Genomic DNA, 22384 nt, shown 5'->3' with positions numbered 1-22384 from the left:
CCGGTCAGCGGCTGCCGTCCAGGATGACGCGGGCGACCAGGGCGGGATCGTCGTTCATCGGCACATGGCCGCAGCCGGGCAGCCGGATCAGCCGGGCGCCGGGGATCACGCGCTTGGCCCGCACGCCCTGCCGGTGCAGCAGCACCCGGTCCCGGCTGCCCCAGGCGATGGTGACCGGGAGGTCCGGCAGGTCGTCGGTGAAGCGGAGATGCCGGCCGGCCGCGAGGGTGGCGGCGAAGCCGGTACCGGCGCGCATCGCCGCCGTCTCGGCGACCACCGCCTCGGGGGACCGCCGCCCGGGCCGGGCGTAGATGGTGCTGGTGAGCACGGCCCGGCCGGGCACGCTCCGGGCGAGCCCCCGCACGACGGGCGGGGGCAGCAGCCGCGCGCCGACCCGCAGCCCGTTCAGGACGGTGTAGGCGTAACGGCGCTCGGGCTCGTTCCAGAAACCGCCGGGGGACAGGGCGGTGACGGAGCGCACGAGCCCGGCGCGGCCCAGTGCCAGGGCCAGCAGCCCGCCGAGCGAGTTGCCGGCCACATGCGGGCGGTCGAGGTCCAGCTCCGCGAAGAGGCCGGACAGCACCGGCAGCACACCGGTCAGGTCGTAGTCCACCCCGTCCGGCAGCGCCGAGGAGGCTCCGAAGCCGGGCAGGTCGACGGCGATGACCTCGCGCGTCCCGGCCAGGATGTCCAGCACCGGCTCCCACGCCTGCCAGTGGTGGCCGATGCCGTGCAGCAGCACCAGCGGCTCGCCGGCCCCCCGCCGTTCACAGACGATGTGGGCGGTGCGCTCCCCGGCGGTGGTGGCGACGGGGACGGCGACGGTCGTGGCCATGCGGGACTCCTCGCTTCTGGGCTCTCCCGGATCTCCTGGACTTGGGAGACAGCATGTCAGCAAGAGTTACCGATTGGTAAGTGTCAGCGCGGCGTGGGCCCGGATCCGCCCGGGCGGCGAGTGGTGGGGGCTACAGCCCGCCCGCGACCCGCAGCACCGCGCCGGTGGTGTACGACGCCTCCGGGGACATCAGCCAGGCGATCGCCGCCGCGATCTCGTCCGCCTCGGCGGGGCGGCCCAGCGGCACCCGGGCGGGGTTCCGCCACGGCCGCTCGGGGTCGCCCATCGCGGCGTGGATGTCGGTCAGCGTCATGCCGGGCTGCACCGAGTTGACCCGGATGCCCTCGCCCGCCAGCTCCTTCGACAGGCCGGTCGTCATCGCGTCGACCGCGGCCTTGCTGGCCGCGTAGTGCACGTACTCCCCGGGGCTGCCCGTGGTCGCGGCGCCGGACGAGACATTGACGATCGCTCCGCCCTGCCCGCCGTGACGGGTGGACATCTCACGGGCCGCACGCCGCGCGCACAGCAGCGCGCCGGTCACGTTGACATCCACCACCCGGCGCATGACCTCGGGCGAGGTCTCGGTGAACCGGCCCAACGGGCCGGTGATCCCGGCGTTGTTGACCAGTCCGGTCACCGGCCCAAGCTCCTCGCGGGCGGCGTCGAACAGCGCCTCGACCTCTTCCTCGACGCTGGTGTCCAGCCGGACGACCACGCAGCGCACGCCCTCGGCGCGCACCGCTGCCGCCGATTCGAGCGCCGCGTCCTTGGCGCGCTCATAGCCGAGGGCGATGTCATGCCCGGCCCTGGCCAGCCGGAGGGCGACCGCCGCGCCGATGCCCCGGCTCCCACCGGTGACCACTGTGACCTGCTTCATCGCCCGCCCCGTTCTTCCGGCCTTCTGTTCGGTGGGCGGACTCCCGGTACGCGAACACCCTGTGAACGCCGCGCGGATCCGCCTCTCGGGCGACGGTAATGGATCGATGATTGGTCTTGACCAAGGGGGTGCGTCGTCTTATGGTCGCAGGCATACATACTGCAACAACCTTTAATAAAGAAGCGCGCATAACTCTTCCGGGACGCAAGTACCGGTCGGGTACGGCGGAGCTCAGCAGGCGATCGCGGAGGACAGGGTGGGGACCACGCAGCTCGAATCGGTGCCGGAGCCGAAGTACTGGCATCTGAAGACCGTGCTCAGCGAGGCGCTCGACTCCGAGTTCGCCGTAGGCGAGATCCTCCCCAACGAACGTGAGCTGGCCGCCCGCTTCGGCGTGGCGCGCGCCACGCTCCGGCAGGCGCTGGAGCAGCTCGAGCTGGAAGGGCGGCTGCAGCGCCGCCGCGGCGTCGGCACCACCGTCGCGCCGCCCCGGGTGGGTGTCGCGGTCGGCGATTCCCGGCAGGCGTGGCCCGGCGCGGGCGACACCGCCGACACCTGGCAGCCCGTCGACTCCGATGAAGCGGTGCCCCCCGCCGCGGTGGCCCGGCTGCTGGAGACGGCGCCGGACGCGACGGTGCACGTGGTGCGGCGCACCCGCACCTCGCACAGCCAGCCGCTCGCCGCCGAACTCCTCTATGTCCCGGCCGAGTCCGTCCCGGGCCTCAGCTCCATCGACACCCCCAGCGGTGCCGCCCGCGCCCGCGCGGTGCTGCGCGAGCTGCAGCGCCTGGCCCTCGAAGGCCAGGACCAGGCCGTGGAGCTGGGATCCGCCCGCGCCGATGACGCCAAGGAGCTCGACCGGCTACCCGGCGCGCCCGTCCTCCTCGTCACCACCCGCTATTACGCCGAGGGCCGCACCGCCGCCGTCGCGGTGGCCACCTACCGCGCCGACACCTGCCGGCTCACCTTCGGCGACACCGGCGGTGGTGTCCACCTGCTCGCCGGCTGACCCGCCCGAGCCCCGTCACCGCGAACCACCCCGAACCACCCCGAACCACCGAGAACCAGCGCGAAGCCGGCCCGGCAGCCCGTTCGTCAGCGGGCCCGGCGGGCCGGTCAGTGGGTCGGGCGGCGGGCCGTGACCGTGCTCTCCACCGCGAACAGCTCCTCGTCCACGTGATCGAGGGCGAGTCGCAGCGCACCGGTCGCCACCGCCGCCTCACCCAGCACCGACTGGGCGACCAGCGGCGGCCGCAGGCAGTACCGCGACAGCTCCTCGCGCAGCGGGTCCAGCACGCCGTCCAGCCCCGCCGCCCAGCCGCCGACCACCACCACCTCGGGATCCAGGGCCAGCACCAGCGCCGCCACATCGTGCACCAGCCGCCGGATGAACCGCGCGACCGCCTCCCGGGCCGCCCGGTCCCCCTCCTGGGCGAGGGCGAACACCCGGGCCACCTGCTCCTCGTCCAGCGGAAGCAGCGGCTCCCCGGTCGTCGACAGCACCTGCTCCGGAGCGGCCTCCCGGCCCAGCAGATGCAGGGCGCCGATCTCCCCGGCCGCGCCGCCGAACCCCCGGTGCAGCCGGCCGGCGATCAGCGCCCCGGCCCCCGGGCTCAGCCCGGCCAGGACGAAGACCACGTCCTCGGATCCGACCGCCGCGCCCTTCCAATGCTCCGCGACGGCCGCCGCGTTGGCGTCGTTCTCCACCAGCACCGGACAGCGGAACGACCGCTTCAGGCGATCCCCGAGGGGCAGCCCGGTCCACCCCGGAAGGGCGGTGCACAGCCGTACGGTGCCGCCGGCCTCCACGATGCCCGGGGTGCCCACACCGACCGCCCGCAGCGAATCGCGTGCCACGCCCTGACGGCGCAGCAGCTCGGCGACGGTGGCACGCACCCGCTCCAGCCGCTCGTCCGCCGACGCGCTCTCGGGCACCTCCCGCACGGCCGAGCCCAGCACCCGCCCGTCCAGATCGGACAGCAGCGCCGCGACCCGGTGCGAGCCGATCTCCACGCCGAGCAGATGCCCGGCCTCGGCGCGGAACCGGAACCTGCGCGCCGGCCGGCCCTGGCGGCGCACCTCGCCGCCCTCGGCAGGCGCCTCCACGACCAGACCGCTGCCGATCAGCCCCTCGACGACGCCCTCCACGGTGGGCCGGGACAGGCCCGTCACCCGGACCAGGTCGGTCAGCGTGGCCGCGCCCGGCATGCCCGCGGCGGTGTCAGCCGGCGCCGCGGACCCGCGGCCGGCGGCCGTGCGCAGCGCGTGCAGGACCACGGCGGAGTTGATGCGCCGCAGCAGAGACGGGTCTCCGCCGGTGAGCCGCGCCACGTCGGCCTCCCTACCTGTGCGTGTCTGCCGGATCGTATCCGCTGAGCTGGGGAGCGGCGAGCGCTGCCCCGCCGGCTCCGCGGCGAGGCGGCCGGTCACGGATCGCCGGTGCCGGCACCTCCCGCCGCGCGCGATCGGCCAACTGTCAGAGCCGGGCGCTTTACTGACGGTATGACGACTCATCTCCGGCACCTGGCCGTGATCGACGCGCTGCGCGCCCGCGGCTTTCCCGACCGGGACGGCTGGGCGGACCGGGTGCGGAGCGGGCCCGGCTACCACATAGCCGACCTGAGGGTGAGCGAGTCGTTCTGGGACGAGGACCTCAGCCGGGTGATCGAGGTGGAGGAGGAGTTCGAGGCCGAGCTGGCATCGCTCGTCCAGGCGCTGTCGGACCGCTGGGGCGCGCCGGAGGACCTCGATCTCACCGATCACCTGGAGCGCTCCGCGCTGGGTGAGCCGGTGCCGCCCCCGCTGGACTCGCTGTGCGGCTATGTGGGGACGCTGAGCGCCTGGCGGGTGGACGGCCGATGGGTGGCGGTCGGGATGGGCCAGGGGGATCGGGAGCTGCCGATCCAGCTGATCGTCGCGATAGGGGAGGAGGACGTCCGCTGAGCTGCCGGCGGCAGGTGGTCAGAAGGCCGCGGCCCGCAGGCGGGCGAATTCCTCGGCCATCCGCTCCAGCGTCCAGTGGGCGTTGAGCCCGCTGGGGTTGGGCAGGGCCCAGACGCGGGTGGAGCCTATGGTCCGCTCCTGCCGCCCGATCTGGGCGCGCTTGTCGCCGAAGGCCACCCGGTAGGCGGTGACTCCGGCCACCGCGAGCCACCGTGGCCGCAGCCGCTCCACCTTCTCGGCCAGCAGCCGCCCGCCCTCGCGGTACTCGGCGTCGCTGAGTTCGTCGGCCCGTGCGCTGGGGCGTGCCACGACATTGGTGATGCCCAGTCCGAAGGCGAGCAACTGGTCCTGCTCGGACGGCTGGAGGCGGCGGGGCGTGAAGCCGGAGGCATGCAGGACCGGCCAGAAGCGGTTGCCCGGCCGGGCGAAATGGTGGCCGGTCGCGGCCGTCATCAGCCCCGGGTTGATCCCGCAGAAGAGCACGTGCAAGCCCTCCGCGACCACATCCGGCACGGTGCGGTCGCGGAAGGCCTCGAGCTCCTCGGGTGTCAGAGGATCGCCCCCGGCGTGTAGGCCGCGGCCTCCGGGTGCCGCTTGGCGATCTCCTCGATCCGGGCGACCACGGAGTGGACCTGGTCGGCCGCCGCGCCGGTGAAGGACAGCTTGTCGGCCATCAGCGCGTCCAGCTCCGCCCGGTCCAGCGGGAGGCGGTCGTCGGCGGCCAGCTTGTCCAGCAGGTCGTTGCGCTCGGCGCCCTGCTCGCGCATGGCCAGCGCGGTCGCCACGGCGTTCTCCTTGATCGCCTCGTGCGCGACCTCACGGCCCACCCCGGCCCGTACCGCTCCCATGAGCACCTTGGTGGTGGCCAGGAAGGGCAGGTAGCGGTCGAGCTCGCGGGAGACCACGGCCGGGAAGGCGCCGAACTCGTCGAGCACCGTCAGGAAGGTCTCCAGCAGCCCGTCGAAGGCGAAGAAGGCGTCCGGCAGCGCGACCCGGCGCACCACGGAGCAGGACACGTCGCCCTCGTTCCACTGGTCGCCGGCCAGCTCGCCGGTCATCGAGGCGTAGCCGCGCAGGATCACCGCGAGGCCGTTCACCCGCTCGCAGGAGCGGGTGTTCATCTTGTGCGGCATCGCGGACGAGCCGACCTGACCCGGCTTGAAGCCCTCGGTCACCAGCTCGTGCCCGGCCATCAGCCGGATGGTCTTGGCCAGCGAGGACGGGGCCGCGGCCAGCTGCACCAGAGCGGTCACCACGTCGTAGTCCAGCGAGCGGGGGTAGACCTGGCCGACCGAGGTGAAGGCGTGGCCGAAGCCCAGGTGGGCGGCGATCCGCCGCTCCAGCTCGGCCAGCTTGGCGGCGTCCCCGCCCAGCAGGTCGAGCATGTCCTGAGCGGTGCCGACCGGACCCTTGATGCCCCGCAGCGGGTAGCGGTCCAGCAGGTCCTCCAGCCGGCCGAAGGCCACCAGCAGCTCGTCGGCGGCGGTCGCGAAGCGCTTGCCCAGCGTGGTGGCCTGCGCGGCGACATTGTGCGAGCGGCCCGCCATGACCAGCTCGGCGTGGTCGGCGGCGAGCTTGCCGAGCCGGGCGAGGACGGAGACGGTGCGGTCCCGGACGAGCTCCAGCGAGAGCCGGATCTGCAGCTGCTCGACGTTCTCGGTGAGGTCGCGGGAGGTCATGCCCTTGTGGACGTGCTCATGCCCGGCGAGCGCGTTGAACTCCTCGATGCGGGCCTTCACATCATGCCGGGTGACCTTCTCGCGCTCGGCGATCGAGGCCAGGTCGACGGTCTCCAGCACCCGCTCGTAGTCGGCGAGGGCGCTGTCCGGCACCTCGATCCCGAGGTCTTTCTGGGCGCGCAGCACGGCGAGCCACAGCCGCCGCTCCAGCGTCACCTTGTACTCGGGGGACCACAGGACGGCCAGCTCCGCGGAGGCGTAGCGGCCGGCCAGGACGTTCGGGATGCGCGGCTTCACAGTCACGTGTCCAGAGTCTACTGGCGGTATGGCCCGGCCCAGCAGCCGGGAGTCGCTCTGACCAGCGAATCTGCTGGTCAGAACCGCTTTGGTGTGTCGGAGGGCCTTCGTCCGGATCCCACCCCCTCGTGGCGTGGGTCCGGTTTGTCGCCAATGGGTCACGGATACACGAACAAGAGTGGTCAGGGCAGCGATACGAGCGCATCGGTGAGAGGAAGCTTTTCGCATGGATCCGGTGGACCTCCCCATGCCCGTTGTCCGCCGTGCGTCACAGAAGATCGACATCGGTGGTCTCGAGCGGGATCTGCGGGAACGGGTCGACGGCGAGGTCCGCTTCGACGCGGGTACGAAAGCGGCGTACTCGACAGACGCTTCGAACTACCGGCAGCCCCCCATCGGCGTGGTGATCCCCCGGACCGTCGAGGCCGCCGAGGAGGCGGTGGCGGTGTGCCGGGAGTACGGGGCGCCCCTGCTCTCGCGTGGTGGCGGCACCAGCCTGACGGGCGGCTGCTGCAACACCGCCGTGGTGCTGGACTGGAGCAAGTACTGCAACCGGCTGGTGTCGGTGGACGCCGCGAACCGGCGGTGCGTGGTCGAGCCGGGCATCGTGCTGGACGACCTGAACCGGCGGCTGGCGGCGCATGGCCTGCAGTACGGGCCGAAGCCGGCCACGCATCCGAACTGCACCCTCGGCGGGATGATCGGCAACAACTCGTGCGGGGCGACGGCCCAGGCGTACGGGAAGGTCGTCGACAACCTCCACCGCCTTCAGGTGCTGACCTACGACGGGACCCGGATGTGGGTCGGCCGGACCGGTGAGGCCGAGCTGGAACGGCTGATGTCGGGGGAGGGCCGGGAGGCGGAGCTCTACCGGGGGATGGCGGCGCTGCGGGACCGGTACGCCGACCTGGTCCGCGAGCGCTATCCCGACATCCCGCGCCGGGTCTCCGGCTACAACCTCGACTCGCTCCTGCCCGAGCACGGATTCGACGTCGCCGGGCTGCTGACCGGTTCGGAGTCCACGCTGGTCACCGTCGTGCGGGCGGAGCTGGAGCTGGTGCCGGTGCGCCCGCAGACGGCTTTGGTGGTCCTCGGCTACCGGGACATCTGCGAGGCCGCCGACCACGTGCCGGCGGTCCTGCGGCACGAGCCGACGGCACTGGAAGGCGTGGACCACCAGCTGATCCGCTTCGAGCGGGAGAAGCATCTGAATCCGGAGTCGCTGCGGATCCTGCCCGGTGGCCGGGCGTATCTGTTCGTGCGGTTCGCGGGGGACACCCGCGAGGAAGTCGAGGCGCGGGCGACGGCCCTCATCGACGCCAAGCCGGACGACGTCGACCACACCTGGTACGACGACCCCCGGCACGTGCACGACCTGTGGCAGGTGCGCGAGTCCGGTCTGGGCGCGACCGCCCACGTACCGGGGCAGCCCGACACCTGGGAGGGCTGGGAGGACTCCGCCGTGCCGGTGCACCGCCTCGGTGGCTATCTGCGTGACCTGAAGCGGCTGTACGAGGAGTTCGGCTACGGACAGCCGGCGGTGTACGGGCATTTCGGGCAGGGCTGCGTCCACACCCGCATCCCCTTCGACCTGGAGTCCGAGGAGGGCGTCGCACGGATGCGGGCCTTCGTCGAGAAGGCCGCCGACCTGGTGGTGGCGTACGGCGGATCGCTCTCCGGCGAGCACGGGGACGGTCAGTCCCGGGGCGAGCTGCTGGTGAAGATGTTCGGGCCGGAGCTGATCGAGGCGTTCGAACGGTTGAAGGGGCTGTTCGATCCCGGCAACCGGATGAACCCGGGGAAGGTCGTCCTGCCGCACCGCCTCGACGCGAACCTGCGGCTCGGCGCGGACCACCTGCCCTGGGAGCCTGGGACCGCCTTCTCCTTCCCCCACGACGACGGCAGGTTCAGCCGGGCCGCCACCCGGTGTGTCGGGGTGGGGAAGTGCCGCTCGCTGGAAGGCGGAGTGATGTGTCCCAGCTACCGTGCCACCCGCGAGGAGGAGCACTCCACCAGGGGCCGGGCCCGGCTGCTGTTCGAAATGGTCCGCAAAGACTCGCCGGTCGATTCGAGCTGGCGTTCCCCCGAGGTGCGCGACGCCCTCGACCTCTGCCTGGCCTGCAAGGGGTGCAAGACGGACTGCCCGGTCGACGTCGACATGGCCACCTACAAGGCGGAGTTCCTGCATCACCACTACGCGGGCCGGCCGCGGCCCCGGGCGCACTACTCGATGGGCTGGCTGCCGGCGGTGGCCCGGGCGGCCGCGCTGGCTCCCCGCACCGTCAACGCGCTGACCTCGGTGGAGTGGGTGGCCCGGGTGGTCAAGAGGGCCGGCGGCATCGCGCCCGAGCGCGACCTGCCGCTCTTCGCCGAGCAACGCTTCACCGACTGGTGGCGCGAGCGGGGCGGACCGCACGGTCGCGGACACCGGGGCGAGGTGGTGCTGTGGCCCGACACCTTCACCGACCACTTCCACCCCGCGATCGGCAGGGCGGCCGTGGAGGTCCTGGAAGCGGCGGGCTTCCGGGTCAAGGTGCCCGACGCCGCGGTGTGCTGCGCGCTGACCTGGATCTCGACCGGGCAGCTCGGCGTCGCCAAGCGGGTCCTGGGCCACACGATCGACGTCCTGCGCGAGGACCTGCGCCGAGGCACACCCGTGGTCGGACTCGAACCGAGCTGCACCGCCGTGTTCCGCTCGGACGCGGCCGAGCTGCTGCCGAAGGACCCCGACGTGGACCGGCTACGGAACCAGACGCGCACCCTCGCCGAACTGCTGGTGGAACGCGCGGACGACTGGCGGCCGCCGGCCGTCGACGCGCGCGCCGTGGTCCAGCGCCACTGCCACCAGTACGCCGTCATCGGCTTCGACGCGGAACGGAAAGTGCTCCAACGGGCCGGAGTGGACGCCGACGTGCTGGACGCGGGCTGCTGCGGGCTGGCGGGCAACTTCGGCTTCGAGGCGGGGCACTACGAGGTCTCCATGGCCTGCGCGGAGGCCGGGCTGCTGCCCGCGGTGCGGGCGGCGGACGAGGCGACGCTCGTCATCGCGGACGGCTTCAGCTGCCGTACGCAGGTCGAGCAGGCCGAAACCGGACGCACCCCGTCGCACCTGGCCGAGGTACTGGCGGCGGCGCTGCGGGGACGGGACGCCGAGCCCGAGCGTCCCGCGCCTCCCGGACCGCGCGCCCTGCTGCCGGTTGCTGCCGCGGGCGCTGCCACCGCGGCAGTGGCCGCTCTGATCCACGCCTGGCGTCACCGTGTCGTGCGGTAGAGCTCGGCCGTCTTCCGGTTCAGGGTGAGCCCGTGCCCGGGCTCCCCGGACGCGCCGGGTGTGATGGTTCCGCCCTCGGGGTCGAGCGTGCCGTGAAACAGCAGGTTCTCGATGCGGACGTGGTCGTGGAACCACTCCACATGGCGGGTGTTGGGCACCGACGCGGCGACGTGGGCGTGCAGGTGCGGGGCGCAGTGCCCCGAGATGTGCAGCCCGAGCCCCTCGGCGACGGCGGCGGCGCGCAGCCACACGGTGATGCCGCCGCAGCGGGTGACGTCGGCCTGGAGGCAGTCGACGGCTTCCGAGGCCGCCATCCGGGCGAAGTACGGCAGGTCGTAGCCGTACTCTCCGGCGGCGACGTCCGCGGTGACCGCCTCGCGCACCAGGCGCAGTCCCGTGAGGTCGTCGGAGGAGACCGGTTCCTCCAGCCAGGTGACGCCCAGGTCCGCCGTGGCGGCGGCCATGCGCACGGCCTGCTTGCGGGTGTAGCCGCCGTTCGCGTCGACGTACAGCTCCGCCGCGTCGCCCACGGCCTGGCGGGCCAGCCGGGTGCGCTCCAGGTCGCGGGCCTCGCGGTGGCCCCAGGACTCCCCGATCTTGATCTTCACCCGGTCGATGCCCTGATCGGTCCAGCCGCGCAACTGCTCCTGAAGCCGGGTGTCGTCGTACGTGGTGAAGCCACCGCTGCCGTACACCGCGACGTGTCCGCGAGCCGAGCCCAGCAGGCGCACCAGGGGCAGGCCGAGCAGGCGGGCCTTGAGATCCCACATCGCGGTGTCGACGGCGGAGATGGCGCCCGCGGCGACGCCGGGCCTGCCGGTGTTGCGCACGGCCCGGCTCATCCGGTCGTTGGCGGCGGGAACGTCGCCGGCGTCGTGCCCGACGACGAGGTCCGCCAGTTCGCCGCGGATGAGGCGGGCGGCGGCGGCCGACCCGTAGGTGAAGCCGATGCCCGTCTCGCCCGCCGCGGTGAGCTCCACGAGGACGAGGGTGGTGGAGTCCCAGGTCAAGGTGGCGTCGCCGCCGGGCAGATCGGTGGGGACGCGGTAGGTGGAGACGGAGAGGCTCTCCACGGTGGGGCCGTCCTGAAGCCCCCGGGCGGCTGCCGCCCGGGTCACCGGTCCTCTTCGGCGCTGTCGCGCTGACCGGCACCGGGCCGGTCGGAGCGGTGCCGGCTGCCGGGCAGGAACTCCTGCACCTTGGCCTTGAAGCCCTGCTTCACCATGGCCGCCCGGTCGCTGTCACCTTGCAGGATCGCGCCGGCCGCGGCCTCGATCTGGTCCCAGGTGGCGTGCGGCGGGATCGGCGGGACGGCCGGGTCGGTGCAGAAGTCGATGACGAAGGGCCGGTCGGCACCAAGGGCCCGGTCCCACGCCGCCTCGACCTGCTTGGGCTTCTCCACCCGCACCCCCTCCAGGCCCATGCGCTGGGCGATCCCCGCGTACGGAAGGTCCGGGATGGCCTGCGACTCCTCGAACTGCGGGGCACCGGACATGGCGCGCATCTCCCAGGTGACCTGGTTGAGGTCGTGGTTGTTCAGCACCGCCACGATCAGCCGCGGATCGGACCACTCACGCCAGTACTTGGCGGCCGTGACCATCTCCATCATGCCGTTCATCTGCATCGCGCCGTCGCCGACCAGGGCGATCGCCGGCCGGTCCAGGTGGGCGAACTTCGCGCCGATGGCGTACGGCACGCCCGGCCCCATCGTCGCCAGCGTGCCGGAGAGCGACCCGCGCATCCGGCCGCGGAAGCGCAGGTGGCGGGCGTACCAGTTGGCGGCCGAACCGGAGTCGGCGCTGATGATGGCGTCGTCGGGCAGCCTGCCGTCCAGGGCGTGCACGACGTACTCGGGGTTGATCGGGTCGGCGTCGACGGCGGCGCGCCGCTGCATGACGTCCCACCAGCGGGAGACGTTCTTCTCGATCTGCTGCCGCCAGCTCCGGTCGTCCTTGCGGTGCAGGCGCGGCAGCAGCCGTCGCAGCGTCTCGCGGGAGTCGCCGACGAGGTTCACCTCGAAGGGGTAGCGCAGCCCGATCATGTGGGGGTCGATGTCGATCTGCACCGCCCGCGCCTGGTCCAGCTCCGGCAGGAACTGCGTGTAGGGGAAGCTGGAGCCGATCACCAGCAGGGTGTCGCACTCCCGCATCAGCTCATAGGAGGGGCGGGTGCCCAGGAGACCGATGGCACCGGTCACATAGGGCAGGTCGTCCGGCAGCGCGTCCTTGCCGAGCAGCGCCTTGGCCACACCGGCGCCGAGCACGTCCGCGAGGTGCTCGACCTCGGCGCGTGCTCCGCGGGCACCCTGCCCGATCAGGACGGCGACCTTCTCGCCGGAGTTCATGACGTCCGCGGCCCGCTGGACGTCCTCCTCGGACGGCACCGGCGCATAGCGCCCCAGGCCCAGACTGGAGGGAACCATCTTGAACGCGTGGGTCGGCGGGGTGTAGTCCAGCTCCTGCACATCGGCGGGGATGATGATCGCGGTGACGGTGTGCTTGGCGTACGCGGTGCGCATCGCCCGGTCGATCAGGTTCGGCAACTGCTCCGGCACCATCGCCGTCTCGCAGAACTCCGAGGCGACGTCCTTGTACAGGTTCTGCAGGTCCACTTCCTGCTGGTACGAGCCGCCCATCGCGCTGCGGTTGGTCTGCCCGACCAGCGCCACCACCGGAACGTGATCGAGCTTGGCGTCGTAGAGCCCGTTCAGCAGGTGGATCGCGCCCGGCCCGGACGTGGCCGCGCACACCCCCACCTTGCCGGAGAACTTGGCGTACCCCACCGCCTGGAACGCCGACATCTCCTCGTGCCGGGCCTGGATGAACTTGGGCTTGTTGTCAGCCCGGCCCCAGGCTGCCAGGAGGCCGTTGATCCCGTCGCCGGCGTAGGCGAAGACATGGTCCACGTCCCAGTCCCGCAGCCGCTGGAGGATGTAGTCGGACACCTTCGTGCTGGCCATGGGCACTCCGTTTCCACTCCCGAGAACTTCCGCGACGCTGCCCGTGCCGCCCGCTGTGCGTGACGGCACGACATTCCTCGGGTAACCACGTGGACCGAGTGGAAACGTCGTATGTGGAGACGGGGCGGGCGCCGGGCCGGGCACTGCCGCGCGAGGACCGTGCGCACCGATGGAGGCGTTCGGACGGTCTCAGGGGGCGACCGCGCCCTGCGCCGCCATGGCCAGCAGCACCAGCGCGTCGTGTTCGGGCGTGCCGGGCGCGGCCTGGTAGAGCAGCAGGCGCCTGCCGGGGTCGGCGGTGGTGAGGATCTCGTTGGCGAGGGTGACGCGGCCGATCACCGGGTGGTCGAACGCGGTGGCGCCGCCGCGTTTGACCGCCACCTCGTGCCGGTCCCATAGCGCCGCGAACTCCCCGTCCGCCGCGGCGAGTTCGGCGACCAGCGCCGCGGTCGGCTCGGGAGCGGACGGCTCGACGGTGCGCAGGTGGGCGACGCAGTTGCGGGCCACCCGCTCCCAGTCGGCGAAGACCGTGCGCGCGGCCGGGTGCAGGAAGGTGTACCGGATGGTGTTCCGGCGCCCGGGCGGCCAGTCGCCCAGGCCGGACATCAGCTCCAGCCCCTCCGGGTTGGCCGCCAGCACGTCGTTGGTCTCGTCGAGAACGTACGCCGGGCCGGGCCGAAGAGTCTCCAGGAGCAGGCGCAGCCCAGGGCCGACCGGCCGGGGTGCGGCGGGCCGGCGGCGCGGTGACCGTCCGGCGACCCGGTCGGCGAGGGCGAAGAGGTGGGCATGCTCGTCCTCGGTGAGCCGTAGCGCCCGGCCGAGCGCGTCCAGGACCGCGTCGCTGGGCGCCGTCTCCCTGCCCTGCTCGATGCGGGCGTAGTAGTCGACGCTCACCCCGGCCAGCGCCGCCAGTTCCTCTCGGCGCAGCCCGGGGGCACGCCGGTTGCCCGGACCGGTGGGCAGCCCGACGTCGGCCGGGCCGATCCGCCCGCGCCGGGCCCGCAGATATTCCGCCATGGCGTTCACGCCGCCGAGTGTGCCACCGGAGGATCGCATTCCGGGTGGCCGTGTCACACCCAGGATCGCTACGGCCTTCCTCGCCTGCGGACCCGCGGCGCAGGCTCGGGCCATGACTGACGCACTGATCATCGGTGGCGGCTCCGGGATGGGCCTGGCCCTGGCCCGGACCCTGGTCGCCGAACACCTGAACGTGACGATCGCCGGCCGGTCCGTCGACCGGCTGGCAGCCGCCCGGGCCGAGCTGGAGCCTGCCGCGGCGGGGCGGGTCGCAACGGCGCGGGCCGACATCGGCAGGGAGGAGGACGTGGCCGAACTCTTCGAGAAGGTGGGGCGGGTGGCGCATGTGGTGGTCACCGCGGCGGACGCGACAGGGGTGTACGGCAGGAGCGCGGATGTCGCCACCTCGGCCGCCCGAGCCGTTGTGGACACCAAACTGCTCGGTGCCTGGCTCATCGGCAAGTACGCGGCCGGCCGGGTCACCGAGTCCATCACCTACACCTCGGGGATCAACGCCTACCGGCCGAACGGGTCGAACACGATCGTGGCCGCGGCCAACGGCGCGCTCGCCTCCCTGGCGTCCGGCCTCGCGGTCGAACTGGCCCCGGTACGGGTGAACGTGGTCTCGCCCGGCTGGGTCGACACCCCCATCTGGGACCAGCTCGGCATGGACAAGCGGGCGGCCTTCGCCGAACTGGCCGGGCGCCTCCCGGCCCGGCGCGTCGGCACCCCCGAGGACATCGCCCAAGCATTCCTGTCGGTGCTGCGCAACGGATTCGTCACCGGAACCGTGCTGCACGTGGACGGCGGCCACCGCCTCGTCTGACCGCGGCTCCCGCCCCCGGCCCGTGCCCCAGGGGGCGTTCCCCGCGGGTGGCTCACGCCTCGTAGGGCAGCAGCTCGGCCCGCTTCGGTGGGCGGCCGTCCCCGGAGGACCGGCCGGTCAGCCGGCGCCCTATCCACGGCGCCAGATGCTCGCGGGCGAAGCGCAGATCCGCGCCGCGCCGGGTGGCCCACCCCGGGCGCGCCGGCGGCGGCAGCGGCGCGTTCCAGTCGTACTCCGCCGGGTAGCCGAGCGCCTGCCACACCGCCTCGGCCACCCGCCGGTGACCCTCGGCGTTCAGGTGCAGCCGGTCGTCCGCCCACATCCGGGGGTCCCCGAGCACCTCGGAGGCGAAGAGATCGACCACCACCGCGTCATGCCGGGCGGCGAGGGCGTCGATGTGCGAGAAGAGCGCTTCCATACGCGGCCGGAACCGCTCCAGCACCGCGCCCCGCCGGCCGGGGCTGCGCATCAGCACCAGCTGCCGGCAACTGGGGGCCAGGCGCTCCACGGCCTCCTCCAGCAGCGCGCAGACCCGGCCGACGTCGCACTTGGGGCGCAGCACGTCGTTGAGACCGCCCACCATGGTCACCAGATCGGCGCCCATCGCGGCCGCCGGGCGGGACTGCTCGCCGACGATCTGGCCGATCAGCTTGCCGCGGACGGCCAGATTGGCGTAACGGAATGCGCCTGGCTGCCCGTCGCCCATCTCGCGTGCGCGGGCCGCCAGGCGGGCGGCGAGCAGGTCCGCCCAGCCCCGGTAGGAGCCGTCCGCGAGCAGGTCGGACATGCCCTCGGTGAAGGAGTCGCCGATCGCGACAAAGCTGGTGTGCGTGGCGTTCGTCTGCATGGCGCGGTGATCTTAACGGGTCGCCCGCGCGCGGCCGGGAGCAGGCTCCGGGTGCGCCCGGCGCCGGGCGCGAGCATCATCGGCCCCATGGCCATCACGCACATCTTCTTCGAGGGCGGTGCGCGGAACGGCACGACGGTGACGTGGAATCTCGAGCCCGGCACGGACATCTGGGACGACAACATCTTCCGGCCGCCGGAGCTGTACCGCAGGACGGGCCGGAACAAGCTGATCGGCGGCGTCGAGTTCACCGTGTTCCGGTACGACCCGTCCGGGCGCATGCCGCCCGGTCACGGCACGGGCGTGCCGGAGGCCGGGCCGGGGGCCGGGCCCGGCGCCTGACCGTGCGCGGCCGGCCGGCGCGCACCCGGACGCGGCGTCCGAGAGCGGCCTGCCGGGTGGCCCCTGGCCGGACCCGGCGCGCGGCCGGTCGTTGGCGCCGGCCGGGCGGGGCCGTACACGAGTCCGTCGCGCCCGCGCGGTTCCGCGGGGTGCCTGGTGGGGCAGCCTGATCGGCGTGGACGCCTATGAGTGTGACCGAACGACCATGGCCGTCGTCGCCACGGCACTCGCCGACGACAGCGAGGCGGCCGTCACCCTGCTGGCACCGCTGGCGGCACGCGATGTGTGCCGGGTCGCGGTCCGGCTCGCGGCGATGGCCGCGGACACCCTGCTGGCCGTCGCCGAGGCCGAGGGCGGGGGCCGGCAGGAGGCGCTGGCCCGCTGGCAGGCGTGCATCCTCGCGCACGAGGCCGGGCGCATAGAAGATCCGGGGCCGGGCCCCGAGAAGCGCTGACCCCCCGCCGGACACCCCCTAGGCGACGAGCTCGCGCAGCACGTCCTCCATGGTGACCAGGCCGACCAGCCGCCCGTCGTCCCCGATCACCGCGGCCAGGTGGGTCTGGCTGCCGCGCATCGCGGTGAGCACGTCGTCCAGCGGGGTGGCGGCCCGCACCCGGGCGATCGGCCGCATCTGCCCGGGGCGGAACGGCACATCCCGCGGACGGGCGTCGAGCGCGTCCTTCACATGCAGATAGCCGCGGATCCGGCCGTCGTCGCCGACCACCGGGAAGCGGGAGAAGCCGGCTTCCGCGGACAGCCGCTCCAGTTCCTCGGGGGTCACCTCCGGCGGCACCGAGACCACCCGCTCCACGGGCAGCACCACGTCGCGCACCGGCCTGCGGCCCAGCTCCAGGGCCTCCCGCAGCCGGTCGGTGGCCCGGTCGTCCAGCAGCCCGGCCTCGCTGGAGTCCGCGACCATCCGGGCCAGCTCGGCGTCCGAGAAGGTCGCCGCGACCTCGCCCTTGGGTTCCACCCGCAGCAGCTTCAGAATGCCGTTCGCGAAGGCGTTCACCCCGAAGATCACCGGCCGCAGGGCCCGGGCCAGGGTGACCAGCGGCGGGCCGAGCAGCAGCGCGGAGCGCACCGGGTCGGCCAGCGCGATGTTCTTCGGCACCATCTCGCCGAAGAGCATGTGCAGATAGGTCGCCGCGGCCAGCGCGATCACGAACGCCACCGGATGGATCAGCCCGTCCGGCAGCCCCACCGTGTGGAAGACCGGCTCCAGCAGGTGGGCGATGGCCGGCTCGGCCACCACGCCGAGCACCAGGGTGCACAGCGTGATGCCCAGCTGCGCGGCGGCCAGCAGCGCCGAGACGTGCTCCAGCCCCCACATCACGGCGTTCGCCCGACGGTCCCCGCGCTGGGCGGCGGGCTCCACCTGGCTGCGCCGCACCGAGATCATGGCGAATTCCGCGCCGACGAAGAAGGCGTTGACGACCAGCGTCAGCAGGCCGATCAGCAGCTGGATGACGATCACCGGCCGGCCCCCTCACCAGCGCCGCCCGGCTCGCGCGGCTCCGGTGCGCGCAGCCGGGCGCGTGCCACACGACGGCCCGAGGCGTCCGTGACCTCGATCCGCCAGCCCGCCACCTCAAGGCCGTCACCCCCCACCGGGATGCGGCCGAGCTCGGTCGCGACCAGCCCGGCCAGCGTCTCGTACGGGCCCTCCGGGACGCGCAGGCCGATGGCCTCCAGCTGGTCTGTGCGGGCCGCGCCGTCCGCGTCGTACAGCAGCCGGCCGTCGCTGTCGGTGCCGGCCGGGGCCAGGTCGGGGGTCTCCATCGGGTCGTGCTCGTCGCGGACCTCGCCGACCACCTCCTCGACGATGTCCTCCAAGGTCGCCACGCCGGCGGTGCCGCCGTACTCGTCGATCACCACGGCCATGCCCCGCCTGGTGGACAGCTGGTCCAGCAGCCGGTCCACGGTCAGCGAGGCCGGCACCAGCAGCGGCTCGCGCAGCAGCTCCGTCACCGGGTGGCGGGGACGCAGCTCGGCCGGCACCCCGAGCACGTCCCTGATGTGCGCGACACCGACGACCGCGTCCAGGCTGCCGCGGTAGACGGGGAACCGGGACAGGCCGGTGGCGCGGGTGGCGTTGGCCACGTCCTCGGCCGTGGCCTGCGCGTCCAGCGCGATCACCTGCACCCGCGGGGTCATGACGTTCTCGGCGGTCAGCTCGGCGAGATTGAGCGTCCGCACGAACAGCTCGGCGGTGTCCGCCTCCAGCGCGCCCTCCTTCGCCGAGTGCCGGGCCAGCGCGACCAGCTCCTGCGGGCCGCGCGCGGAGGCCAGCTCCTCGGTGGGCTCCACCCCGAACCGGCGCACGGTCCGGTTCGCGGCGTTGTTGAGGTGCCGGATGAAGGGACGGAAGGCGGCGCTGAAGGCGCGCTGCGGACCGGCCACCTTCTTGGCCACCGGCAGCGGCCGGGAGATCGCCCAGTTCTTCGGGACCAGCTCGCCCACCACCATCAGCACCACGGTGGAGAGCATGGTGCCCACCACCAGCGCGGTGCCGGAGGCCGCCGACCGGGACAGGCCCAGCGCTTCCGCCGGGCCGGTGAGCAGCGCGGCGATCGACGGCTCGGAGAGCATGCCGATGATCAGGCCGGTGACGGTGATGCCGAGCTGGGCGCCGGAGAGCTGGAAGGTGAGCCCGCGCACCGCCCTCAGCGCGCTGTCCGCGCCGCGATCACCGCGTTCGGCGGCGATCTCCAGCTCCGAGCGCTCGACCGTGGTCAGGGAGAACTCCGCCGCCACGAAGACCGCGCAGCCAAGCGTCAGCAACACGGCGACCACCAGGAGGATCACTTCGGTCATCGGTTCACCTCCGTCCCATGGTCGGACAGGGCACGGCGGATCGCGCGTCGGCGAAGCGGCCCTCCCGCGGCGGGTGCCCGGTCGGCGGCCCCGCCCCTCTCAGCCGCCGTGCAACTCCTCGATCACCGGGGCGAACGCCTCCAGGTTGTGGTCGAGCACGGTGAAGTAGGAGAAGCCGAACCGCTCCCGGTGCGCCCGCAGCTGCTCGGCCATCTGCTTCGGGGTGCCCAGCAGCAGCGCCGGGTGATCCAGCAGCTCGTCCTCGGTGAGGTCGGGGGCGTGGGCGGCGAACTCACGGGCCGCCGCGCGCCGGTCGTCGGTCACCGTCACCACCTGCACCAGGTAGTTCAGCTCGGCCGGCTCGGCGCGGCCCGCCTCCGTCGCGAACCGCCGGTATGTCGCCACCCGCTCGGCGAGGACGTCCGGCGGGGTGATCCGCAGCGTGCCCTCCGGCTCGCCGGGCGCCTGCACCGCGCCGGTGAAGGCGGCTATGTCGGCGTGGCGCGCGGTGATCCGCAGTACCCGGTCGCCGTTGCCGCCGAGCAGCAGCGGCGGTCGCGGCGTCTGCGCGGGCCGGGGTACGTAGTCGGGGTCGCCCAGCAGCCGGTCCAGCTCGGTGACGGTGCGCTCCAGATGGGTGACCCGCTGGCCGGGGGTGCCGAAGGGCAGCCCCGCCGAGTCGTGCTCCGCCTTCACATAGCCGGTCCCCAGACCCAACTCCAGCCGTCCGCCGGTGAGCGCGTCGGTGGTCGCCACCTCGCGGGCGAGCAGCGCGGGGTTCCAGAAACCCGCGTTGAGCACGAAGGTGCCCAGGCGCGGGCGCTCGGTGGCCTCGGCGGCCGCCACCAGGGCCGGGAACGGCGCGGGCATGCCGAGTTCGATGTGGTCCGGGACCAGCAGTACGTCGTAGCCCAGCTGCTCGGCCAGACGGCACTTGGCCCGCCACTGCGCGCGGGGCGCGGCGGCGAGCAGGTTGACTCCGAATCGGAACGGCCGTGTCATGCGCACTCCTTGATCGCTTGTGCGACCGAACGTACCGGAGTCAGGCTCCGGTTGTGCGGGCGGGGTCGTCCTCGGGGCCTGTACGGGTCCTATTCGTGCGCGATCGCGGCCAGGACGTTCATCCGGGAGGCCCGCAGCGCGGGCAGCAGCGCCGCGACCAGCCCCACCACCACCGACCCGATGAGCACCGCCACCATCGTCGACCAGGGGATGGCCAGAGCCGTCATCCCCTCCAGTGACAGCACGTGATGCATCGTCACCCCCCACACCAGGCCCAGCGCCAGCCCCAGCACCGCGCCGAAGACCGCGATCACCACGGCCTCCAGCCGCACCATCCGCCGGGTCTGCGAGCGGGAGAGTCCGATCGCGCGCAGCAGCCCGATCTCCCGGGTACGCTCCACCACCGCCAGCGCCAGGGTGTTGACCACACCCATCACCGCGATGATGATCGCCAGCCCGAGCAGCGCGTAGACCAGGTACAGCAGCACCGCGATCTGATCGTGCACCAGCTCCTTGTAGTCGGCCTGGTCACGGACCTTCACCTGCGGATAGGGGGCCGTGGCACGCTCCAGGGAGCGGCGCAGCGCGTCCGGCGCGGTGCCGGACGCGGCATTGGCGTACAGCGCGGCGTCCTGGCTGCCGGGCAGGTACTTCTCGGCGGTCGGGATGCCCATCATGAAGCCGCCCTCGGAACCGAAGCCGTTGCCGGACTCCGACTCGGTGAGCGCGCCGACGGTCAGCCGGGCGGTGCGCCCGGTGGAGAAGGTGGCCGTGATCTCGCTGCCCGGCCGGATCCCGTGGTCCCGGGCGAACTTCGCCTCCATCCCGACGCGGTCCTCGCCCAGCGCCGCCGCCGTGCCGCCCGCGGTGTAGTCCAGCGAGATCACCTCGTCGAACCGCCGGTCGAAGGCGCCGCCGGTGGTCCGCACCGTCTCCCCGTCCGGCAGCCGCACCCGCATCGGCACATACCGCTGGCGCACCAGCGTGCCCAGCCCGTCCACCTTCCGCACCGCCTCGGTGACCTCGTGCGGGAACGGGCCGAAGGTGTTGCTCTGCAGCACGAAGTCGGCCCCGAGCGCCTTGTCGATCTGCTCGTCGAAGGACTTGGTCATCGACGCCCCGGCGATCGACATCCCGGCGACCAGCGCCAGCCCGACCATCAGCGCCGCGGCGGTCGCACCGGTGCGGCGCGGGTTGCGCAGCGCGTTGCGCTGGCTGAGCCGCCCCACCGGGCCGAACAGCCTGGGGAAGGCGCCGCCGAGCACCCGCACCAGGGGACGGACCAGCAGCGGCCCCGCGATCACCATGGCGATCAGGGTCAGCAGCACCCCCAGCCCCAGCAGCCCGGCGGCCGAGGCGGTCCGCTCCCGGCCGGCGCAGCCGAGCAGCGCCGCACCACCCGCCGCAGCGGCCAGCAGCCCGAGGACCGCGCGGACCCGCAGCGGCCGGCCGACACCCGTCACCTCCACATCCGACAGGGCGGCCATCGGGGAGACCTGGGCGGCGCGCCGCGAGGGCAGATAGGCGGCGACGAAGGTCACGCCCACGCCCACCGCGTACCCCACCACCGGCGTGGACCAGCGGAACACCAGGTCCGCGGCGTCGAGGTTCATCCCGAGCAGCCCCAGCAGATCGATCAGCCCGATCGCCAGCCCCACACCGGCCGCCAGCCCCAGCGTGGCGCCGACCAGTCCCAGCAGCAGCGCCTCGACCAGCACCGAGCGGCGCACCTGGCGGCGGTCGGCGCCGAGCGCGCGCAGCAGCCCCAGCTCACGGGTGCGCTGGGCGACGAGCATCGAGAAGGTGTTGACGATCAGGAACACCCCGACCAGCACCGCCACCCCGGCGAAGCCCAGCATCACGTACTTGATGATGTCCAGGAACTTCCCGAAGGTCTCCGCGTCCGAGCGCGCCTGCTCCGCCCCGGTGCGCAGCTCGAAGTCGGCGCCGCCGTCCAGGGCCGCGGCGATCCGCCGCTTGAGCTCCTCGTCCGAGACCCCAGGGCGCGCGTCCGCCTCGATGGAGGTCGCCGCCTTTGGATCACCGAGCAGCCTGGACCCGGCGACCGACGGGTCGATGAAGACCAGCGCCGCGCCCGGGTTGGTGGTGGTGAAGGTCGCGATGCCCACGACCCGCACCGGGAAGGTGCCGGGCCCCGCGATGACCCGCAGCCGGTCGCCGATCCCGACGTGCCTGCGGTCGGCGGTGTCCGCGTCGATGATCGCCTGGCCGTCGCCGTGCGGGGCGTGGCCTCGCGTCAGCCGCACCGGGCTGCGTTCCCGCGGGTTCCAGTCGGTGGCGATGGTCGGCGCGTTGGTGGTCGGTCCGACCTGCTTGTTCCGCGCGTCGACCACGGTGACGCGCCGCGCGGTGATGTCCGCCCGCGCCTCCGCGACGCCCGGCACCCGGCGCACCCGGTCCGCCAGCGAGGCCGGCAGGGTCGGGGTCCGCCCGGTGCCGTAGTTGGCGTTCTCGTCGAACTCCGACCGGGGCTCCACGGAGACATCCGAGGCGGTCGACTTGAACAGCTGGTCGAAGGTGCGGCTGACGGTGTCGGAGAAGGCCAGGCTGCCGGAGACGAACGCGACCGACAGCACGACGGCGAGCGCCGACAGCAGCAGCCTGCCCTTGTGGGCGAGGAAGCTGCGCAGCGTGGCCCGGAGCATCGGCCG

Annotated in this window: 19 protein-coding genes; 6 read left to right on the top strand and 13 right to left on the bottom strand. The window is 73.2% G+C overall.

Annotated features, from left to right (window positions below):
• Nucleotides 1–4: 4 nt before the first annotated feature.
• Nucleotides 5–835: an alpha/beta fold hydrolase gene (locus AC4BDD_RS02215; protein ID WP_490689252.1), complete on the bottom strand. Its 831-nt coding sequence runs from the start codon at nucleotides 833–835 to the stop codon at nucleotides 5–7.
• A gap of 130 nt (nucleotides 836–965) precedes the next feature.
• Complete coding sequence (locus AC4BDD_RS02210) at nucleotides 966–1712, bottom strand: SDR family oxidoreductase (protein WP_490689251.1); 747 nt, start codon at nucleotides 1710–1712, stop codon at nucleotides 966–968.
• Between the two features lie 256 nt (nucleotides 1713–1968).
• Here AC4BDD_RS02210 and AC4BDD_RS02205 point away from each other — a divergent pair, with 256 nt between their 5' ends.
• Nucleotides 1969–2721, top strand: a complete 753-nt coding sequence (locus AC4BDD_RS02205; RefSeq protein WP_490689250.1) for a GntR family transcriptional regulator — start codon at nucleotides 1969–1971, stop codon at nucleotides 2719–2721.
• A gap of 107 nt (nucleotides 2722–2828) precedes the next feature.
• On the opposite strand, the gene AC4BDD_RS02200 is transcribed toward AC4BDD_RS02205, so the two are convergent.
• Nucleotides 2829–4043: an ROK family protein gene (locus AC4BDD_RS02200; RefSeq protein WP_490689249.1), complete on the bottom strand. Its 1215-nt coding sequence runs from the start codon at nucleotides 4041–4043 to the stop codon at nucleotides 2829–2831.
• A gap of 171 nt (nucleotides 4044–4214) precedes the next feature.
• On the opposite strand from AC4BDD_RS02200, the gene AC4BDD_RS02195 reads away from it, so the two are divergent.
• Nucleotides 4215–4655, top strand: coding sequence for a hypothetical protein (locus AC4BDD_RS02195; RefSeq protein ID WP_490689248.1), 441 nt, complete (start codon nucleotides 4215–4217; stop codon nucleotides 4653–4655).
• 18 nt (nucleotides 4656–4673) lie between these two features.
• Here AC4BDD_RS02195 and mug read toward each other — a convergent pair whose 3' ends face one another.
• Nucleotides 4674–5207, bottom strand: coding sequence for a G/U mismatch-specific DNA glycosylase (gene mug / locus AC4BDD_RS02190; protein ID WP_490691623.1), 534 nt, complete (start codon nucleotides 5205–5207; stop codon nucleotides 4674–4676).
• Complete coding sequence (gene purB / locus AC4BDD_RS02185; protein ID WP_490689247.1) at nucleotides 5204–6637, bottom strand: adenylosuccinate lyase; 1434 nt, start codon at nucleotides 6635–6637, stop codon at nucleotides 5204–5206. Before purB ends, mug begins: the two co-directional genes overlap by 4 nt.
• A 220-nt stretch (nucleotides 6638–6857) precedes the next feature.
• Here purB and AC4BDD_RS02180 point away from each other — a divergent pair, with 220 nt between their 5' ends.
• Nucleotides 6858–9902, top strand: a complete 3045-nt coding sequence (locus AC4BDD_RS02180) for an FAD-binding and (Fe-S)-binding domain-containing protein (RefSeq protein ID WP_490689246.1) — start codon at nucleotides 6858–6860, stop codon at nucleotides 9900–9902.
• Here AC4BDD_RS02180 and AC4BDD_RS02175 read toward each other — a convergent pair.
• From AC4BDD_RS02175 to AC4BDD_RS02165, 3 genes are all read right to left on the bottom strand, one after another.
• Complete coding sequence (locus tag AC4BDD_RS02175; RefSeq protein ID WP_490689245.1) at nucleotides 9884–11020, bottom strand: enolase C-terminal domain-like protein; 1137 nt, start codon at nucleotides 11018–11020, stop codon at nucleotides 9884–9886. The two genes, AC4BDD_RS02180 and AC4BDD_RS02175, sit on opposite strands and share 19 nt — an antisense overlap.
• Nucleotides 11017–12861 carry a thiamine pyrophosphate-requiring protein gene (locus AC4BDD_RS02170; RefSeq protein WP_490689244.1) on the bottom strand — a complete coding sequence of 615 codons (1845 nt, stop codon included), beginning with the start codon at nucleotides 12859–12861 and terminating at the stop codon, nucleotides 11017–11019. The genes AC4BDD_RS02175 and AC4BDD_RS02170 overlap by 4 nt, the downstream gene beginning before the upstream one ends.
• A 189-nt stretch (nucleotides 12862–13050) precedes the next feature.
• Nucleotides 13051–13878 carry a helix-turn-helix transcriptional regulator gene (locus AC4BDD_RS02165; RefSeq protein WP_490691622.1) on the bottom strand — a complete coding sequence of 276 codons (828 nt, stop codon included), beginning with the start codon at nucleotides 13876–13878 and terminating at the stop codon, nucleotides 13051–13053.
• 112 nt (nucleotides 13879–13990) lie between these two features.
• Between AC4BDD_RS02165 and AC4BDD_RS02160 the strand changes: the two genes are divergently transcribed.
• A complete protein-coding gene (locus AC4BDD_RS02160; protein ID WP_490689243.1) occupies nucleotides 13991–14704 on the top strand; it encodes an SDR family oxidoreductase in 714 nt (237 codons plus the stop codon).
• A gap of 52 nt (nucleotides 14705–14756) precedes the next feature.
• Here the strand turns inward: AC4BDD_RS02160 and AC4BDD_RS02155 are convergent, their stop codons facing one another.
• Entirely contained in the window at nucleotides 14757–15551 is a 795-nt protein-coding gene (locus AC4BDD_RS02155; RefSeq protein WP_490689242.1) for an SGNH/GDSL hydrolase family protein, read from the bottom strand.
• Nucleotides 15552–15638: 87 nt separating this feature from the next.
• Here AC4BDD_RS02155 and AC4BDD_RS02150 point away from each other — a divergent pair, with 87 nt between their 5' ends.
• Nucleotides 15639–15893: a hypothetical protein gene (locus AC4BDD_RS02150; protein WP_490689241.1), complete on the top strand. Its 255-nt coding sequence runs from the start codon at nucleotides 15639–15641 to the stop codon at nucleotides 15891–15893.
• Nucleotides 15894–16068: 175 nt separating this feature from the next.
• Nucleotides 16069–16347, top strand: coding sequence for a hypothetical protein (locus AC4BDD_RS02145; RefSeq protein WP_490689240.1), 279 nt, complete (start codon nucleotides 16069–16071; stop codon nucleotides 16345–16347).
• A gap of 18 nt (nucleotides 16348–16365) precedes the next feature.
• On the opposite strand, the gene AC4BDD_RS02140 is transcribed toward AC4BDD_RS02145, so the two are convergent.
• The 4 genes from AC4BDD_RS02140 to AC4BDD_RS02125 all read right to left on the bottom strand — a co-directional run bounded on the left by AC4BDD_RS02140 (nucleotide 16366) and on the right by AC4BDD_RS02125 (nucleotide 22378).
• A complete protein-coding gene (locus tag AC4BDD_RS02140) occupies nucleotides 16366–17370 on the bottom strand; it encodes a hemolysin family protein (protein ID WP_490689239.1) in 1005 nt (334 codons plus the stop codon).
• Nucleotides 17367–18710 (bottom strand): hemolysin family protein, encoded by a 1344-nt coding sequence (locus AC4BDD_RS02135; protein WP_490689238.1) that lies wholly within the window; start codon nucleotides 18708–18710, stop codon nucleotides 17367–17369. Before AC4BDD_RS02135 ends, AC4BDD_RS02140 begins: the two co-directional genes overlap by 4 nt.
• 99 nt (nucleotides 18711–18809) lie before the next feature.
• Entirely contained in the window at nucleotides 18810–19712 is a 903-nt protein-coding gene (locus tag AC4BDD_RS02130; protein WP_490689237.1) for an LLM class F420-dependent oxidoreductase, read from the bottom strand.
• 89 nt (nucleotides 19713–19801) lie between these two features.
• Nucleotides 19802–22378 carry an FtsX-like permease family protein gene (locus AC4BDD_RS02125; RefSeq protein ID WP_490689236.1) on the bottom strand — a complete coding sequence of 859 codons (2577 nt, stop codon included), beginning with the start codon at nucleotides 22376–22378 and terminating at the stop codon, nucleotides 19802–19804.
• Between the last annotated feature and the right edge of the window lie 6 nt (nucleotides 22379–22384).

It is taken from the genome of Streptomyces sp. JLBT605 (assembly GCF_058215555.1).
Note: the sequence above shows the minus strand (reverse complement) of the source record. Positions and strands in the feature narration are given on the sequence as shown.